Here is a 17,826-nt window from a genome sequence, read left to right as displayed (position 1 = left end):
GTGTATAAGAGACAGCGTCCCGCCCGATGGGAGGGACGCGCGCCCCGGAAGGCCTGGGGGCGAGGTCGTCGTGACGCCATGCCCGCCCTCGCGCGAAGGCGGACCCTGTGCTGCTGCCGCCCGAATCAGCCCTGCTTGTCGGTGGTGGACGACTTGCCCTCGGCGCCCACGAGCGCCTTCAGGTTCGCCCCCACGTCCGCCGGGCCGGGCGTCATGCGGTGCAGCAGCGCCGCCACCGCCAGGTTCTGCGCGTCGTTGCTCAGACCCGGCTTGGAGAGGATCTCCTTGAGGTCCGCCGGCAGGTCCTTCTCGCCGTTGAGGTAGCCCCCCAGCGCCGTCTTCAGGGCCTCGCCATGGTCCAACGCGCCGTCCACCGCGGTGCCGAACGACACCGCCTTGACGAAGCGCTCGAAGAACTGGCCGTCGCCACCGACGATGTTGAACTTCGCGTTGGCGAACGCCTTGGCCAGCACCTCGGCCTGCGCGTGGGCGATGTCCTTGCGCACGCGGATGGTCTCCAGCTCGATGTCGCGCTCCTTGTTGAGCTTGAGGCGGAACTCCTCGTGCTCGCGGCCCACGCCGTCCATCAGCTTCATGGACGCCGCCTTCTCCGCGAGGCCCCGGGCCTCGGCGAACAGCTTCTCCTGGATGGCCGACGCCTCGGCGAGCTGCATCTCCTTCTTGGCGAACGCCTCCGCCTCGCCGCGCTTGTGGATGGCCACCGCCTCGGCCTCCTGCACGCGAGCCCGGGAGATGCCCTTCTCCTGCTCACCCGCGGCCTCCGCCAGCAGCCGCTCGCGGACGACCTGCGCCTGCGCGTGGCCCTGCTTTTCAATCGCGCCGGCCTCCGCCTCCTTCACGCGCACCTGCGCCATGCCCAGCTTCTCCGTGGCCGCGGCGTCCGCTTCCTTCACGCGGATGCCCGCCAGGCCCTCGGCGGCGGACTCGGCCTGGATGCCGTCGGCCAGCCGCATCTTCGCCTTGGCCGTCTTGTCGGCGGCCTCGAGGTCCGCCTCGGCGAGGGTGAGCTTCTCCTTCGCCATGAACACCGCCATCTCGCTGTTGGCCTTGGCGCCGTTCACGTCCTTGACGGTCTTCTCCTGCGCCTGGGCCTCGGCGTTGATGATGATCGCCTGCTTCTTGCGAAGGGCGTCGGACTCCACGCGCAGGTCCTTGATGCGCTCCTCCTCCTGCGCCACCGTCTTCTCCACGGCGATGCGGGCGCGCACCACGTCGGCGATGTTCTTCTTCTGCTCCTCGAGCGCCTTCTCCTTGTCGATGCGCTCCAGCTCCGTCTCACGCTCCCGGCTGATGGCCGCCAGCGAGCGGGCGCGCTCCACGTTCTCCGCCTCGACTCCCACTTCGCGCTCGCGGTGCTTCTGGGCCACTTCCACGTCGCGCGACTTGTTCTGCTCCTGGACGAGGATCTCCTGCTCCGCCTTGATGCGGGCGAGCTGCGCCTTGGAGTACTGCTCCTGCTTCACGCGCTCCGTCTCCGCGGACTCCTCGGCCTGCACCGTTTCAATGGCGCGCCGCTGCTTCGCGGAGGCCTCTTCACGCTGACGCTCCAGCTCGAAGATGCTCTGGTCGGCTTCCACATTGCGCTTCGTCACCGCCTGGCGCTCCGTCTGGCGCAGCTCGTTGGTGACGATGTTCTGCTCGGTGGTGAGCTTGGTGATCTTCCGGATGCCCTCGGCGTCGAGGATGTTGTCCTTGTCGAGCATCTCGACCGGGGTCTGCTCCAGATAGTCGATGGCGCAGTCCTCCAGCATGTAGCCGTTGAGGTCCCGGCCAATCACCTCCACCACGTTGTCCTTGATCTCCGCGCGCTTCGTGTAGAGGTCCACGAAGTTGAAGTTCTTGCCCACCGTCTTGAGGGCCTCGGAGAACTTGGCCTCGAAGAGCTTCTCGAGCGTCTCCTGGTCGCTGGCGCGCACGCAGCCGATGGACTGGGCGACCTTGAGCACGTCCTCACGCGTCTTGTTCACGCGCACGAAGAAGGTGACCTTGATGTCCGCGCGGATGTTGTCCTGGCAGATGAGGCCTTCCTTGCCGCGACGGTCGATTTCAACCGTCTTCAGCGCGATGTCCATCACCTCGGCCCGGTTGATGATGGGGAAGACCACCGCGCCGGTGAACGTCACCAGGGGCTCGGTCTTCAACGTGTTGACGATGAGCACCTTGCCCTGATCCACCTGCCGGTACAGGCGGACGATGGTCAGGACGATGCCCGTGAGGAGGATGACGCCTCCGCCGACGGCGGCTACCAAGGTGATGGGATCCATGGCCTTTTTCCTGTGAAGTATTGACAGCGGGCCTTGTATCAGGCGCCAGAGATCCCCCGCGAAAGCCCTCTGGCGTCGAATCCACACACGGTCCGCCCCCCTGATCGGACCGCGCCTCGACTCAAGTCATGTGCGCGCTCGCGAGCGGGCCAGCGCCGCGGCCCGCGTGGGGTCGCGAAGCTGGTCCATCTCTTCCGGCAACAGCCAGTCCACGGGCTCCACCTCGTAGACATCCCGCTGGGCGTCGTACGACAGCACCAGCGCGGGATCTCCCCGCTTGAGCCCGTTCTTCTTCGAGCAGACCACGTTCAGGATGAAGCCCGCCTCGCCGTCCTCGAACGTCGCGTGGCCGTTGCGGTCCGTGACGCCGCCGCTGGAGATGGTGCACACCCGGCCCATCAGCGAGTCGCGCCCCGGCGCCTTGCGCGCCACGAAGACGGGGCGCAGGGGCCGCACGGCGACGCCCGAAATCACCAGCCCCGCGATGAAGCAGAGAATCCCCACCGTGCTGTTGAGCAGCCACGAAGGCAGCACGCCACCCAGCAGCGCGTGCGCGGGAGGCGTGGCCAGGAGCGACAGGAACCACGAGAAGAACGAGACGAGGCTCACGGAGACCGTGAGCGGAATGCCCGCGAAGCCCAGCGTGGAGAGGATGCCGCCCTCCATGTGCGCGTCGTGGTCATGCGCGCCCATGGCCTTGCCGCCGCCCTGGATGGCCTCGCCCGCCGCCTTCGCTCCACCTTCCAGCGTCCCGGCCAGGGCCTTGCCCCCGCCCTCGAACGCCGCGCCCAGTGCCTTTCCGCCAGATTCGAAGTCGACGTGACCGCCATCGAGCAGGTCGATACCCACCGCTCCGATGATGACGAACAGCCAATATGTGAGCACCACGCCCATTGCCGTGGTGAAGATCGCGGTCGGAAACGCGAGGATGGCGTCGAAGAAGGGCGTCATCGTCGCCCCGGACTCTAATCGAGCCTGATTCCCTCCGAAAACCGCCCCCGTCGATTTCCTGGCCGGCCGCTCGCCGGGCCACCGAGCGAAGCCCGCATTGCCTTCCGGTGCGCGCCTCGACGTCGTGTCCGGGGTCCACCCCCACCCGGACCGTGGAACGATGCCACCCTCGGGGCAACGGCCCGGCGCGAAATGCAACGCCGGGCCGCGGGCCGTTGGACTCAGGCGGGGACGACCTCCACCACGCTGGGCGGCATGTACGTCGGCAGCACGCGGTGGATGCGCAGCCCGGCCTTCTCCACCAGCGCGGTGTACTCCGCGCCAGTGCGCTCCTGGCCGCCCACCAGCACCAGCATGGCCATGTCGTAGAGGTTGCCGAAGTGCTGCACGTTGTCGCCCGGCAGCACCGTCTCCACGATGAGCAGCTTCGCTCCTGGGTGCATCGCCTCGCGCATGTTGGTGAGGATCTTCAGGCTGCGCTCGTCGTCCCAGTCGTGGAGGATCTGCGACAGGATGTAGATGTCGTGACCCGACGGAATCTTCTCGAAGAAGTTGCCCTCCAGCACCTCGGCGCGCGGCGCCACGCCCAGGTTCGACAGGCGCGCGGTGGCCTCCGCCTTGACGTGCGGCAGCTCGAAGAGCGCGCCCCGGAGGTTCGGATGGGACTGGAGGATGTGCGCCAGCAACGTGCCCGTTCCACCGCCCACGTCCACCACGGACTTCGCGGTGGAGAAGTCATACGCGCCCACCACCGCCGGAGCATTGAGGCTCTGATACGCGGCCATGCTGCCGTTGAAGATGGCCGCGTCCTCCGGATGCTTGGACATGTAGCCGAAGAAGCTGTCCCCCATGAACTTCTCCACCGAGGGCTGGCCCGTCTTCAGCGACGACGCCAGGTCTCCCCACGCCTGCCACGACAGCAGGTGGCCGTGCGCGCGCAGTGAGCCGTACACCGAGCCGGGGCTGTCCTTGCGCAGCATGTGGCCCAGCTCCGTGAGCCCGAAGCGCTGGCTCTGCTCGTCCTTGACCAGCACCCCCAGGCCGGTCAGGAGTCGGAGCATGCGTCGGAGCGCCGGAGCATGGGTGCCGCTGGCCTGCGCGAGTTCCTCCACTGTCTTCGGCACCTCACCAATGGTGTCCGCGATACCAAGCTCCGCCATGATCTGCAGGCTGCGGGAGACCCAGAAGCCGTAGACCATCTGGGTCATCACGACCGCGGGCGGAGGAGACGGGCTGGGAGCGACAGGAGCGGTGTTGACGGGACGAGGTTGCTGGCTCATGCAGGGGGGGACCTTGCGCGGGGGGAGTGAGACGCGGCAATTCTGAAACCTAAAAGGTAGGCTGTAAAAGCACTATTGGTCAGTTCCCTCGCAATCCCCGCCTTTTGTCGTGCGCGCATACATCACCCACCGTCAAGCCCTTCCGTCCGTGGAGTTGGAGTCACTGCGAGACGCCCTGCTGGGCTCACGTTTCGTGGCTCGCAGCCCGCTCATGGGCACGTTCCAGGCGAGTCGGGGCTTCGCCTTCATCTTCACACATGAAGGCAGGAGCACCCTGGAGGCGCGCTTCCCGTTCCTGCGCGCATACCTCGCGCGGGTGCTGGAACCGGACAGCGCGCGCGGCCTCTGGCCATGGCGGGAGCGACTGTTCGGCTCGAAACAACCGAGCCCCAACGCGTTCTATCTGAACCTGCTGTTGCTCGATGCCGGCAAGAGCGTGGGCCGACACATCGATGCGACCTTGCAGGGCCCCAGCGGCGTCCCTGACGCGACGCCTCGCCATGTGAGCGTCCTGTATCTCCAGATGCCTCGCGGCGCGCGGGGCGGCGCGCTGCGTCTGCTCCACGACAATCACCGCGTGGGTGAAGTGCGGCCGCGGCCCGGGCTGCTGGTCCACTTCCAGGGCCACCTCCAGCACGAGGTGCGGCCGTTCCTCGGCGCCCAGGATGACTCGCAGCGCGCAAGCCTCGTCTGCGAGCAGTACGTCTTCCCTCCAGAGGCCCTGGCCCGACTGCCGGCCTTTCGCATCCAGTCCAAGGCCGGCTTCGCCGCGTACCTGGACGCGCAGCGCGAGCGCACCGATACCTGAGACAAAAATGAGAGACCGACACGGCGAGCGCTCGGGCGCTTGTCTATCGGCTTGTTCATGTCTTTCTCGTCCTGTGCGCCGTGGGTGGTGGGTGCCCCAGTAATGGGGGATGCCGGGTCTGTCCTGTGCCGGGTTCACCGCACGGTGAGACTGAGGGACAATGACCTGCCGTCTCGATGGGGGCGGACGACCGATTCGTTTTTCAGGAGGCACCGTGGCTGTCGATCCGCAGGGCACCGACGTTCAGCGCTTCATCCAGGAAGACCCCGGGGGGCCGCTGGTGATGATGAACCTGGTGCGGTTCAAGGAAGGGGGCCGGGCTTCGTTCGCGGAGTACGCGAGCGCCATCATGCCCTTCATGATCAAGGCGGGCGCGCAGCCCCTCTATGCGGGCGACGGCTCCACCGCGCTGGTCGCCGAGCCGGGGCAGACGTGGGACGCGGTCATGCTGGTGCGCTACCCGAGCCGCGCCGCGTTCCTCCAGATGGTGAACGACCCGGACTACCAGCGCTTCAGTCACCTGCGCACGGCCGCGCTGCACGAGGCGGTGATGCAGGCGACGCTGCCCTGGGCGGCCTCGCCTCCCTGAATCTGGCGTGTCCTTCAGCGCCCGGCGACGAGGCGCAGGTCCGCGGTGGGCACGAAGCCAGGCGGACGTCGGTGCCGCGTGGCCTGCTCATAGGCATGAGCGAGCTTGAGCAACGTGGGCTCGCTCCATGCTCGACCGATGAACGACAGCCCCACGGGAAGTCCACGCACGTAGCCCGCGGGCACCGTGAGGGTGGCATAGCCGGAGACGGCCGCGGGCGTGGAGCTGCTGCCCAGCCAGTGGTCTCCGTTCACCAGGTCGATGAGCCCCGGAGGCGCCTGCGTGGGCGCGACGAGCGCGTCCAACTGGTGCTTGCGCATCACCGCGTCGATGCCCTGCTCGCGTGACAGCTTGCGACTGGAGGCCAGGGCCTTGAGGTACTTCGCGTCGGAGAGCGAGCCGCGCGCCTGCGCCTGACGCAGCAGCTCCTGGCCGAAGTACGGCATCTCCACGTCCTGGTGCTCCTCGTTGAAGCGGATGAGGTCCGCGAGCGTGCGCAGCTTCGTCCTGTCCCCCAGGCTCGCGAGCCACGCCTCGGTTCCGGCCTTGAACTCGTACAGGAGGACTTCGAACTCGGGGTCATCCAGCTTGGGCGCGTTGGGAATGGAGGCCGGGTCCACGAGGATGGCGCCCTTGGACTTCATGACCTCCAGCGCCTGCTCCACCAGCGCGTCCGTGGCGGCGTGGTAGCCGAAGAAGCGCTCGCGTGCGACGCCGATGCGCGCGCCCTTCAGCCCGTCCGCGTCCAGGAACTTCGTGTAGTCGAGCCCCGTGCGGCCCTGGCTCGCGGCCGTCGCCACGTCGGCGGCGTCGATTCCCGCGAGCACGGTGAGCAGCGCGGCGGCATCCGCCACGGTGCGAGTCATGGGGCCCGCGGTGTCCTGGCTGTGGGAGATGGGGATGATGCCTGAGCGGCTGACCAGCCCCACCGTCGGCTTGAGCCCCACCAGCGAGCACGCCGCGGAGGGCGACACGATGGAGCCGTCCGTCTCCGTGCCCACGGCCACGACACACAGGTTCGCGGCCGTCGCCGCGCCCGAGCCCGAGCTGGAGCCCGAGGGCGACCGGTCCAGCGCATAGGGATTGCGACACTGGCCGCCGCGTCCACTCCAGCCGCTGGCGGAGCGCGTGGAGCGGAAGTTGGCCCACTCGCTGAGGTTCGTCTTGCCGAGGATGACGGCACCCGCCGCGCGCAGCCGCTCCACCACGAACGCATCCCGCGAGGGCACGGCGCCGACGAGCGCGAGCGAGCCCGCGGTGGTCTGCATCCGGTCCGCCGTGGCGATGTTGTCCTTGATGAGCACGGGGATGCCATGCAGCGGACCGCGCGCGCCCTTCTCCTTGCGCTCCTTGTCCAACGCCTGGGCAATGGCGAGCGCGTCCGGGTTCAGCTCGATGACGGACAGCAACGGCAGCGAGCCGGTGCGGTCCGTTGCCGCGATGCGCGCCAGGTAGCGCTCCGTGAGGCCGTGCGCGGTGTACTTCCCTTCCCCCATGCCCGCCTGAAGCTCGGCGATGGTGGTCTCCTCCAACTCGAAGGGACGGGCGGAAGGCGCGGGCTGTCCCTCTGGATTGCCAGAGGCCTCCAGGGAGGCCATGGCCGTGACAGCGGCCGTGCCACCGAGGAAGGCGCGACGACTCATTTCCCAGGAGCGATGACCGGGAGGCGTGGGCTTTTTCATGGGGTCGTGCGCAGTACAGCAGTGGCGCATGGCTTGTCGCAAGCGAGGCGGGGCGCACATGCGGAAGTCCCGCGCGACTCGCACGCACCTGTTACGGTTCCACACCGACATGGCCTCGAATCTGACGCTTCTGGCGGGACCTGACGCGCTGCGGCTCCTGCGCGCGCGAGGGCTGCGCGGGGATGACGTGGACGTCGTTCCTGGAGCTTCCGGTGGTCCCAAGTGGTTGGTGCTCGCGGGCGTGGATCGCGCCCTCTTCGGCGAGCTGTTCAAGGGGCGCACCCGTCCCCTGCATCTGATTGGAAGCTCCATCGGGAGCTGGCGGCTGGCGTGTCTGGCGCAGAACGACCCTGTGTCCGCGCTGCGCCGCTTCGAGGCGGCGTACATCGACCAGCGCTATCCACCCAAGCCCTCGCCAGCCCTGGTGAGCGAGACGAGTGAGCGCATCCTCGACGCGCTCCTGGGCGACGACGGGATGAAGGAGATCCTCCACCACCCCTGGGCGCGGCTGCACATCGTCACCGCGCTGTGTCGTGGCCCCATGGGCGCGGAGCATCCCCGCGTGCAGCTCCTCGGGTTGGCGCTGTGCGCCATGGGCAACGTGGTGAGTCGCAAGAGCCTGAGCCTCCACCTGCGCCGCGTCGTCTTCGACACGGCGGGCGACACCAGTCCGTTCAGGGCCCAGAAGGACCTGCCCTCCGTCCACCTGCCCTTGACGGAGGAGAACCTGAAGCCGGCGCTCATCGCCTCGGGCTCGATTCCGCTGGTGCTCAGCGGCGTGCGCATCCCCGGCGCGCATCCGGGCGTGTACCGGGATGGTGGCGTCGTCGACTACCACCTGGACCTGGACTTCGGGCCCGGTGAGGGCCTGGTGCTGTACCCGCACTTCTATCCGTACGTGGTGCCCGGCTGGTTCGACAAGGCCCTGCGCTGGCGAAGGGCGAAGCCGGAGAACTTCCGGAGGGCGCTGCTCATCTCCCCTTCCCCCGAGCTGGTCGCGAGGCTCCCCGGTGGCAAGATTCCGGACCGCGTCGACTTCGAGCGGATGACGGACACCGCGCGCATCCGCGCCTGGAACCAGGTGGTCTCCGAGAGCGAGCGGATGGGAGACGAGCTCCAGGAGCTCATCGCCACGGGCCAGCTCGCCGAGCATGTCCGGCCCCTCTGAGCGTGGCGCCTCAGGGGCGTGACGGTGGGGACTCGTCCTCCAACTGGACCTGGTCCACGTAGCACCAGCCCCAGTTCTCACCGGGCTCCAGCGAGCGGATGAGCGGATGTGCCGTCCCGTGGAAGTGCCCCGTGGCGTGCTTGTTCTTCGAGTCGTCGCAGCACCCCACGTGGCCGCACGTCATGCACAGCCGCAGGTGCACCCAGGTGTCGTGGAGCTTGAGGCACTCCTCGCAGCCCTTCGTCCGGGCCCGCACGGGACGAAGCTGGTCCAGGTGGCCACACGGGCCCGTGCCCTCCTTCGGGTGGAACTCGATGGTGGCCTGCGGGTCGATGAGCTCCGCCGCCGTACGCGGCGTGGCGGGCGCGGGTGCCGGCAGGTCCACTTGGAGTCCCTCTGGAGGCGGCGCGCGGAACAGCTCGGCGCCGCGCTCGAAGACCGAGACGGAGCCCTTGAGGACCAGCTCGTCCCCCACCTCGAAGCGCGTGTGGGGACCCAGTTGCGACAGCAGCTCTCCGTCCCTTCGCAGCGACAGGACCTGGAACGGGCCGTCCGCGCGCTGGACCAACGCCTCCATCGTCATGCCCACGACGGGCGCGCCGGAGCGGACCGTCACGCGCCGCGAGCCGAGGCAGTCATCCTCCAGCGCGCACACGAGCAGCGGCTTCTCCAGCGAGCCCGACAGGCGCAGCGCCGCGTAGCCCGAGCGCCGCACGGCCTCCTCGTGGTCTTCAATCTCCTCCGCCGACTGACGGTAGTCCTCCAAGACAGAGGACAGCACGGCCACCAGGCTCTCCAGTTCCTCGCACACGACGACATCCGCACCGGCCGTGCTCATCGGCTCCACATCGGCGACGGTGCGGACGCGCGCCACCAGTCGCAGCGTGGGGTTCTCCATCCGCGCCACGGCCACCACGCGGTGGGCCATGGCGACCTCGTCGTCGACCACCATCAGGAGTTTGGCGCGTTGGACGCCCGCGACGCGCAGCGTGCGCTGCCGCGCGTAGTCGCCGCGCAGCACCACCATGCCCTCGGCCTCCGCTTCGTTCGCCCCCTGGGGGCTCAGGGTGGTGACGAGGAACGGAACGCCCGAGCCGCGCAGCACGCGCGACAGCCTGCGCGCCCCGTCTCCATAGCCCGCGACGATGACGTGGTTCTCGAAGCGCGCGAAGGACTCGGCCGCCAGCGCCTCCGACTCGTCCGTGGTGGGGCTCTCCTGCGCCAGCGCGCTGCGCCCTCTGCGGGTGAGCCGACCGCCTGCCCAGATGCCCAGCCGGGACAGCGCCGGCGTGAGCACCATCAACATCACCGTGGCCGCGATGAAGGCCTGGGAGCCCGCGGGGACTCCCGCTGGAAACAGCCCCAGCTTCCGGCCGCTGCGCTCCAGCACGAAGGAGAACTCCCCCACCTGGGCCAGGAGCAGCGCGCTCTCCACCACCACGGGCGGTCGATAGCCGAGCGCCAGCACGCTGATGCCCGTCGTCACCGCCTTCACGACGAGCACCGCGACGATGGCCAGCAACACCTCCGGCAGGTGGGCCACCAGGAAGCCCACGTCGAGCAACATGCCCACGGAGACGAAGAACGTGGCGCTGAAGAGAATCTGGAGCGGGAGGATTTCTCCGAAGGCGTGCTCGCTGAAGCGGCTCTCGCTGACGACGAGGCCCGCGAGGAAGGCCCCCAGGGACACGCTGACGCCCGCGAGGCTGGTGAGGTACGCGGTGCCGAAGCACACGGCGATGACGGTGAGCAGGAACAGCTCTGGCGAGCACGTGCGGGCCACCACCTCCAGCAACCTGGGCATCAGCCGTCGCGCCACCACCAGCACCGCGATGATGATGCCGAGCGCCTTGGCGAACGCCCACACGAAGTGGAGCGGCGTGTCCCCCTTCCCCGCCAGCACGGGGACGAGCAGCACCATCATCACCACCGCGAGGTCCTGGAAGATGAGCAGCCCCAGGGACACCTGCCCCACGTCGGACGAAGTCCCGCCCCGGTCTCCGAGCAGCTTGAGGACGATGGCGGTGGAGGACAGCGCCACCAGGAAGCCAGTGAACAGCGCGGGCCTCCACGCCACGCCGAACAGCATCAAGAGCCCCATCATCCCCACGGAGGCCAGCCCCACCTGGAGCCCTCCGCCTCCGAACAGGAGCGTCTTGAGCCGGGACAGTTTCTCCAGGCTGAACTCCAGCCCGATGCTGAACAGCAGCAGGATGACGCCCAGCTCCGCGGCGGAGTTGACCAGCTCCAGGTCCTTCACCAGGGCCAGGGAGTTGGGGCCAATCACCGCGCCCGCGAGCAGGAAGCCGACGATGGGCACCAGCCGGAAGCGGTGGCCCACGTAGGCCATCACCGCGCCCGCGGCGATGAGGATGACGATCTCCTGCAGGAACGGCGGCGAGGAGGCGGAGGCGAGAGGGAACATGGACGGAAGGGCGGCGGTCCGACCGGGCCACACGCGAGCCGAGCCTGCCCCAGCATGAGAGTCCGCCAGCGCGGCGCGCCCCGGATTCGTGCACCAGTCACCGTCACCGCCCCTCCCATGGCGCCGGAATGAGCAACGGCCGACACCCTCGCGAGAGGATGCCGGCCGTCTGACTTCAAGAGCACTCAGGACCGCTGAAGCGAGTGGAGCACCTCCGGGTCCGGGCCTGTGAGGCACCCGTCCCCGGAAGCGAGCCGCCTCTCCGAGAAGAGAGGCGGCGGTCCGACTAGTTCAGGCGGCGACGACGGTGCAGCAGGCTGAGGAGCGCCAGGGCGAGCATGCCCGCCGGAGCACCCGCGCCCGTGGACGAGCACCCACCCCCATCATCCGGGGTGGCCGTGGCCTCCACCGTGACGCTGTGGGTGGCACCCGCGGGGTCCTTCACCGTCAGCTTGAACGTGAACGTGGCGCTGTCGTCATCCAGCTCCGGAACGTCCACGCTGAGCACCGCCTTGGTCGACTCGTTGAGCGTGACGCCCGGGCCGCCCGTCTGCTCCCACTTGTAGGTCAGGGCATCGCCATTCGCGTCGGTGGAAGCCGAGCCGTCGAGGGTCATCGACGTCTGGCTGCCATTGAGGATGATGCGGGCCTTGGCCACCGGCGCGGTGTTCTCCACCGGCGCCGCCGTCACGGTGATGACCACCAGGGAGGCCGTGCTGCTCGCCGCCCCGTCGCTCACCACCAGGCTGAACACCAGGTCACGCTCCGCCGTCACCGTCGGAGCGGTGAAGGAGGGCTGGGCCGCCGTGGCGTCGGACAGCGTCACGGACGGGCCGCTGACCTGGGTCCACGCATACGTCACCGCCGTGCCGTCGGCATCGCTGCTCGCGGTGCCATCCAGCGTCACGGTGGCGCCGGACTGGGCGGTAGCCGCCGCGCCCGCGTTCGCCGTGGGAGCACGGTTCACGTTGCGCACCGTCACCGCCACGACCTTCGTGGTGGTGGTCTTGCCGTCGCCCACCGTCACGCGGAACGTGAGTTCCGCGTTGGCATCCACCTCGCCCGCGTCGAACGTCGCGGTCGCGGTGTTGGCGTTCTGGAGGGTCACCGTGGTGCCCGTCAGCTGCGTCCACACGTAGGTCAGCGTGTCGCCGTCCTCATCCGTGGCCTCGGCAACGAGGGAGACAGTGCTCCGCTCGTCGGCCGTCACCGCGGACGCCGACACCACCGGAGCCCGGTTCGGAATGTTCGTCGGGTTGATGGTGATGACCACCAGGGAGGCCGCGCTGCTCGCGACCCCGTCACTCACGACCAGGCTGAACACCAGGTCGCGCTGCGCCTGCACCGAAGGAGCGGTGAAGGTCGGCTGGGCGGACGTCGCATTGGACAGCGTCACGGACGGGCCGCTGACCTGGGTCCACGCGTAGGACAGCGCGGTGCCATCGGCATCGCTGCTCGCGCTGCCATCGAGCGTCACGGTGGTGCCGGACACGGCGGAGGCCGCCGTACCCGCGTTCGCCGTGGGAGCACGGTTCACGTTGCGCAGCGTCACCGTCACGTCCTGGGTCGCCTCGACGGTGCCATCGGACACCGTCACGCGGAACGTGAGCACCTCGTCGGCGTCCACGTCACCCGCGTCGAAGTCCGCGGTCGCCGAGTCGGCGTTCGCGAGCGTCACCGGCGTGCCCGTCAGCTGCGTCCACGCGTAGGTCAGCGTGTCGCCATCCGGGTCGGTGCCCTGGGCCACGAGGGAGACGGTGCTCCGCTCGTCGGCCGTCACGTCGGACGCCGTCACCGCCGGGGCGCGGTTCACCGGGTTGACCACCACGTTGACCGTGTCGCTGGCGGTGGAGCTGCCGTCGCTCACCGTCAGGCGGAAGGTCAGCGTCTCACCGGTCGCCGTCTCCGGCGCGGTGAAGGTGGCGATGGCCGAGGTGGCGTTGGTGATGCCCACCGGCGTACCGGCCGTCTGCACCCAGGTGTACGTCAGGGTGTCGCCGTCCGCGTCGCTCGCCGAGCCGCTCAGCGTGGCCACGGCGCGCTCGTCCACGGCACCATCCAGGCCCGCGTTCACCGTCGGAGCGCGGTTGATGTGCAGCACGTTCACCGTCACGTCCTGGGTCGCCTCGGCGGTGCCATCGGACACCGTCACCCGGAAGGTGAGGATGGCGGTGGCGGCCACTTCGCCCGTCGCGAAGGAAGCGTTCGCGGTGTTGGCACCGGACAACGTCACCGCCGTGCCGGACAGCTGCGTCCAGGCGTACGTCAGCGTGTCACCGTCCGCATCCGAGGCCGTGGCCGCGAGGGTGGCGGTGCTGCGCTCGTCGACCGTCACCGACGAGGCGGTGACGACGGGGGCGCGGTTCACGTCGTTGATGACCACGTCCACGGTGTCGTTCACGCTGACCTTGCCGTCGGAGACGGTGAGGCGGAACGTGAGCGTCGTGGCGAAGTCCACCTCGGGGGTCGCGAACGTGGCGGAGGCCGCCGTGTAGCCCGTCAGCGCCACCGGCGTGCCGGACACCTGCGTCCAGAGGTAGGTGATGCTGTCGCCGTCCGCGTCGCTCGCGGAGCCGGACAGCGTGAAGCTGCCACGCTCATCCGCGGAGCCGTCCAGGCCCGCGTTCACCGTGGGAGCGCGGTTGACGTTGAGGATGCGCACCGTCACGTAGTCCGTGGAGGTCAGGCTGCCGTCGCTGACCACCAGGCGAAGGACGATGTCGCGGTCCGACGCCACTTCAGGAGCCGTGAAGGTCACCGTGGCGGTGTTGGCACCGGCCAGCGTGACCGCCGTGCCGGAGAACTGCGTCCAGGAGTACGTCAGGGCGTCGCCGTCGGCGTCCGTCCCGCTGCCCGTCACCGACACCGCGGTGCGCTCGTTGACGATCTGATCCGCACCGGCATTGGCGACCGGAGAACGGTTCAGACACACGTTGTCGTCCGCCGCCAGTGCGGTGAACGGGGTGTTGGTGATGCCGCTGAAGGACAGGTTGTCCAGCGCCCAGCCCGTCGCTCCGACGAAGTTGTCGGTACCGATGCGGAAGCGGATCTGCACCGTCTGGCCAGCGTACGTGGTGCCCAGGTCCAGGGTCGCGGGGTTGAGCGTGGGGAAGTTCGCGCTCGTGCCGACGATGGCCTGACGACCCTGCAGCGGGTTCAGCACGCCCGGGGCGGTATCCAGCACGCCGCCGTACAGCGGCCCGCCGATGTCGATCCACGTCTGACCGTTGTCATTGGTGAGCTCGATGACGGCGCCGTCGTAGTTGAAGCTGGCGTCGGCCTCGAAGTCGTGGGCGTGGTCGAACGTGACGATGAACGGCGCGGTGGTGCTCACCTCGAGGGGCGGCGTCTTCAGCCAGAAGTCCGTGGGGACCCCCAGGTTCTCACCGAAGAAGGCGCGGTCGATGAACGCCTCGTCGACGTAGACGAGCCCGAAGTAGTTCTCGGTGACGGTCGGCGACTCGCTGGACTCCAGCTCCCAGGGGAGCGTCGCGGGGTTGGACTGGACGGTCTCCGTGCGGCTGCTCTCCGGAACCTCGTCGTAGTTGGTCATCGCGGTCAGCGACGCAATCACGTCGCCCGGGACCGCCTGGTTCTCATCGCGGAAGGAGATGATGAACTCCGCGACGGAGTTCGGCGCGGCGCCCGTCAGCGTCACGGGCACGGACACCGTCGCCTGACCGAAGACGGCGATCTCCGGCAGCCGGACAAAGCCGCCGTTGGCGATGCTGACACCGCGGGTCGGGGAGAACACGGTGATGGAGCCATTGCGCGAGGGGTGCGAGCCGGTGTTCGCGATGGTGACGAGGATGCGGCCCGTCTCACCATTGTCGAGCACGCCGTCGCGATCACACGAACTGGCGGGCAGATCGTCGGAGAGCGTCGCGCCGTCGAGCCCCAGGGCGGGACCCGTGCGGAAGCTCTCCACCACACCCTCATGAGTCGTGGAGACGTAGGACGGGCCCACGGCGCCGACACCGGCGCCGCGCTTGGCGAAGGCCACCCACATGCGCTCGGCATCCTCGGGGTCCACGGCATGGGCGCCCGCGAGGATGGCGTCACGCGCCTCCAGGAAGGTGGGCGCGGTCGGCGTCTGCATGTATCCCAGGACGATGTACTGCTTCATCCGGTCCTGGGCGACCTGGAACGGGTGCGCGCGCAGCAGCGACGTATAGGCCTCCCAGAGCATGGTGGCCCACACCTCGCCGGAGTTGTGGAACTGCGAGTTCACGCTGGCGTTCGGGATGATGGGCGCCGTGGTGGGCAGGGGCGACGAGTTCGAGATGTGGCGGAACGTCAGCGCGTTCTTCGCCATGTCGGAGGAGTACGTCACGCGGCGGATGCCGAAAAAGGCGCTGTCGGGAGAGCCGTAGCGCGGGGCGAACTCGGCGGCGCCGTATGCGCCCGTCCAGTTGGGATTGGAGGGGACGTTGATGTCCTCCGGCCGGGTCACCATGAGCAGCGCGTGGAAGTCAGCCCAACCCTCACCCATGGAACGCCCCTGCTGGTTGATCAAACCCGAGGAGTTCATGACGAGGCGGTTGCTGATGTAGTGCCCCCACTCGTGCGCGACGATGATGTTGTCGACGGTGCCGTCCGGGCCGATGCTCGCCTCACGAACCAGGCGCACGTTGAGGCCCGCGGCGTTGCGGAGCAGGTTGCCATCCGACAGGGTGATGCGCAGCAAGGGGATGGTGATGGCGGCGGAAGCCCCCCCCATGTCCGCGACAGGTCCGGCGGCATTGTCGGCGATGATGATGCCCCGCGCGCCTGCGGCCTGGGCCACGGTGGCCTTGACGAGGAAGTCGCAGTTACCGCGGTCGATGAGGGCGATGTTGCCAGCCACCGCCGCCGCGTTGGTCAGCGCGGTGCAGCCGTCCGTCGGGGACGTTCCAGGCGCGGTCACCCCATCCAACGCGATGATGACGTCACCCACCACGTCGAACACTTGAGGGCCCATGCCCGAAGCGATACCGACGGCATAGTTGCCCGCGACGTTGCCCGGAGCGTTCACCGTCAGGCGCGCGATGCGCGGGCCGGAGAAGCGGTACATCTGCATGCGCGGCGAGGCACCATCCGCCGGCGTCGTCATGTTGGCGTTGTCCATGCCGCTGTAATCCTGCGCCTGCGCCAGGATGCGGTCGTTGCCAACACCGCCGCGCCCGAAGTTGTCGGCCTGAGCATTGCCCGTCGACTCGTCGAACCCGGTGTCGTAGTACCAGTCGTGCAGCCAGTTGTTCATGAAGAACAAGCTGGTCGTCGCCGCGGAGATCTGCTCGGCGTTGGCGTTCGGCTGGATGTCGAACAGCATCGTGCGGTCGAACACGCCGGGAGCCGTGACGGTGGGGCGAAGGTCGCCCGTGTTGTAGAGGTCCGGAGCCACGAGGTCCGCGAACGCGTCCACGTTGTTACCGGTCGTCACCGTGGCACCGGCCGGCAGCCACGGGTCATTCTCGCTGTAGGGCGCGTTCTGCAGGGTGACGAGCGAGGGGGGGACGAACGCGGGCCGGAAGCCCGTCGGCGCACCGTCCGGGTGCGGCGTGGCGTTCGTGCCCGCGGGGCCGTCGTGAGGCGTATACGGGGGTGTGGAGTCCGCGAAGACGCGATAGCTGAAGGCGGCCTGCTCGCGCATGTCCTTGCGAGACAGCACTCGGCCATCCACCGCGGAGATGACGTACGAGTAGGCGTCCGAATCGACACTGTCCCCGCGGCCGGTGAAGACTTCGACGTAGTACGCGGGCACCAGCGCGTTCGGCAGTTCGTAGTAGACCTGCTTGGCGCGCGCGGGCTCCAGGAGGCCCTCTTCCTGAGGACGCGCGTACGAGGCCAGGGTGTAGTGCGTGTAAGGCCCCGTGGGCTTCGCGCTCTTCACCTCCGCCAACAGGCTGCCGTCGAGCGCGGAGCCGGTGACATCCTGATAGGCAGCGGCGATGGCGGACTTGGCGGACAGCTTGAACTGCAAGCGCTCCGGGACCGTGCGCGTCGCCGTCACGTGCTCGGAGATGGTGCCGGAGATCGACACCAGTTCGTTGTTCTTGTTCAAGAGCAACCGGAGGCTCTGGCGGAACACCTCGACACCGGAGATCTCCTGCGCCACGGTGACAACCTTGACGCCCGCGGCCATCTGCTTGACACCGGAGACGCGCGCACCAGCCATCTCGAACGACTTCACGCCATACATCGCCGTGTAGTCGCCAAGCTGGGCGAGGGCCGCCTGCGCCGGCGCCATGCTGGCGTACTGCGCCTTCAGCTTGTTGTTCGTCTGAGCGCCACCGTTGGCCCAGAGGAAGCGGGGCGCGCCAGTGTGCTCGTCGCGGTGGGTGACACGGACATTCGTGTCGGCGTCCACCGGCTTGAAGCTCGCGGTGGTACGGCTCGCGGGCTTCGCCTCAAGGAATGCGTCGTAGTTCGGCAGCGTCCGGGCGAAGGAGCCGGTACCTGAAAGTACCAGCGCCAGGCCGGACAGCTTGGCAACCAACCTTCTCACGTGGGGGTGCTCCCATGGGATTGCGCGGGGTGGGAGCCGCCCGGGAGACCCGATACGTCGCTTTCCGACAACCTCGCCGGAAGTTCAGGTCTGTTCTGATTGGCTCCCAGGTGACAATTTGTCACCTGTTGGAGAGATTAGTGCCTTTACT

General features: G+C 68.5%; 9 protein-coding genes. 3 read left to right on the top strand and 6 right to left on the bottom strand.

Features of this window, described 5'->3' with window-relative positions:
• Positions 1-125: 125 nt before the first annotated feature.
• The 3 genes from HUW62_RS26245 to HUW62_RS26235 all read right to left on the bottom strand — a co-directional run bounded on the left by HUW62_RS26245 (position 126) and on the right by HUW62_RS26235 (position 4,516).
• Entirely contained in the window at positions 126-2,285 is a 2,160-nt protein-coding gene (locus tag HUW62_RS26245; protein WP_163867017.1) for a flotillin family protein, read from the bottom strand.
• Between the two features lie 126 nt (positions 2,286-2,411).
• A complete protein-coding gene (locus tag HUW62_RS26240; protein ID WP_163867016.1) occupies positions 2,412-3,236 on the bottom strand; it encodes a hypothetical protein in 825 nt (274 codons plus the stop codon).
• A 221-nt stretch (positions 3,237-3,457) separates the two neighbouring features.
• Positions 3,458-4,516 carry an acetylserotonin O-methyltransferase gene (locus tag HUW62_RS26235; protein WP_240356515.1) on the bottom strand — a complete coding sequence of 353 codons (1,059 nt, stop codon included), beginning with the start codon at positions 4,514-4,516 and terminating at the stop codon, positions 3,458-3,460.
• Positions 4,517-4,625: 109 nt separating this feature from the next.
• Here HUW62_RS26235 and HUW62_RS26230 point away from each other — a divergent pair, with 109 nt between their 5' ends.
• On the top strand, positions 4,626-5,324 hold the full coding sequence (locus HUW62_RS26230) for a 2OG-Fe(II) oxygenase (protein ID WP_176435945.1): 699 nt from the start codon (positions 4,626-4,628) through the stop codon (positions 5,322-5,324).
• A gap of 214 nt (positions 5,325-5,538) precedes the next feature.
• Positions 5,539-5,913, top strand: a complete 375-nt coding sequence (locus HUW62_RS26225; RefSeq protein WP_163867014.1) for a DUF1330 domain-containing protein — start codon at positions 5,539-5,541, stop codon at positions 5,911-5,913.
• Between the two features lie 14 nt (positions 5,914-5,927).
• On the opposite strand, the gene HUW62_RS26220 is transcribed toward HUW62_RS26225, so the two are convergent.
• Positions 5,928-7,556, bottom strand: coding sequence for an amidase (locus HUW62_RS26220; protein ID WP_240356514.1), 1,629 nt, complete (start codon positions 7,554-7,556; stop codon positions 5,928-5,930).
• A gap of 148 nt (positions 7,557-7,704) precedes the next feature.
• Between HUW62_RS26220 and HUW62_RS26215 the strand changes: the two genes are divergently transcribed.
• Complete coding sequence (locus HUW62_RS26215) at positions 7,705-8,763, top strand: patatin-like phospholipase family protein (RefSeq protein ID WP_176435948.1); 1,059 nt, start codon at positions 7,705-7,707, stop codon at positions 8,761-8,763.
• Between the two features lie 10 nt (positions 8,764-8,773).
• Here the strand turns inward: HUW62_RS26215 and HUW62_RS26210 are convergent, their stop codons facing one another.
• Together HUW62_RS26210 and HUW62_RS26205 are read right to left on the bottom strand one after the other, a co-directional pair.
• Positions 8,774-11,188, bottom strand: a complete 2,415-nt coding sequence (locus HUW62_RS26210) for a cation:proton antiporter (RefSeq protein WP_176435944.1) — start codon at positions 11,186-11,188, stop codon at positions 8,774-8,776.
• 286 nt (positions 11,189-11,474) lie between these two features.
• Complete coding sequence (locus HUW62_RS26205) at positions 11,475-17,675, bottom strand: myxosortase-dependent M36 family metallopeptidase (RefSeq protein ID WP_176435943.1); 6,201 nt, start codon at positions 17,673-17,675, stop codon at positions 11,475-11,477.
• Positions 17,676-17,826: the final 151 nt, after the last annotated feature.

The sequence above is a fragment of the Myxococcus sp. AM011 genome (assembly GCF_013372595.1).
Lineage (GTDB): Bacteria > Myxococcota > Myxococcia > Myxococcales > Myxococcaceae > Myxococcus > Myxococcus eversor.
Note: the sequence above shows the minus strand (reverse complement) of the source record. Positions and strands in the feature narration are given on the sequence as shown.

Excerpts from the sequence above, each read along its gene's own strand:
- HUW62_RS26245 (WP_163867017.1), bottom strand. The coding sequence starts at position 2,285 with ATGGATCCCATCACCTTGGTAGCCGCCGTCGGCGGAGGCGTCATCCTC.
- HUW62_RS26215 (WP_176435948.1), top strand. The coding sequence starts at position 7,705 with ATGGCCTCGAATCTGACGCTTCTGGCGGGACCTGACGCGCTGCGGCTC.
- HUW62_RS26220 (WP_240356514.1), bottom strand. The coding sequence starts at position 7,556 with ATGAGTCGTCGCGCCTTCCTCGGTGGCACGGCCGCTGTCACGGCCATG.
- HUW62_RS26210 (WP_176435944.1), bottom strand. The coding sequence starts at position 11,188 with ATGTTCCCTCTCGCCTCCGCCTCCTCGCCGCCGTTCCTGCAGGAGATC.
- HUW62_RS26240 (WP_163867016.1), bottom strand. The coding sequence starts at position 3,236 with ATGACGCCCTTCTTCGACGCCATCCTCGCGTTTCCGACCGCGATCTTC.
- HUW62_RS26235 (WP_240356515.1), bottom strand. The coding sequence starts at position 4,516 with ATGAGCCAGCAACCTCGTCCCGTCAACACCGCTCCTGTCGCTCCCAGC.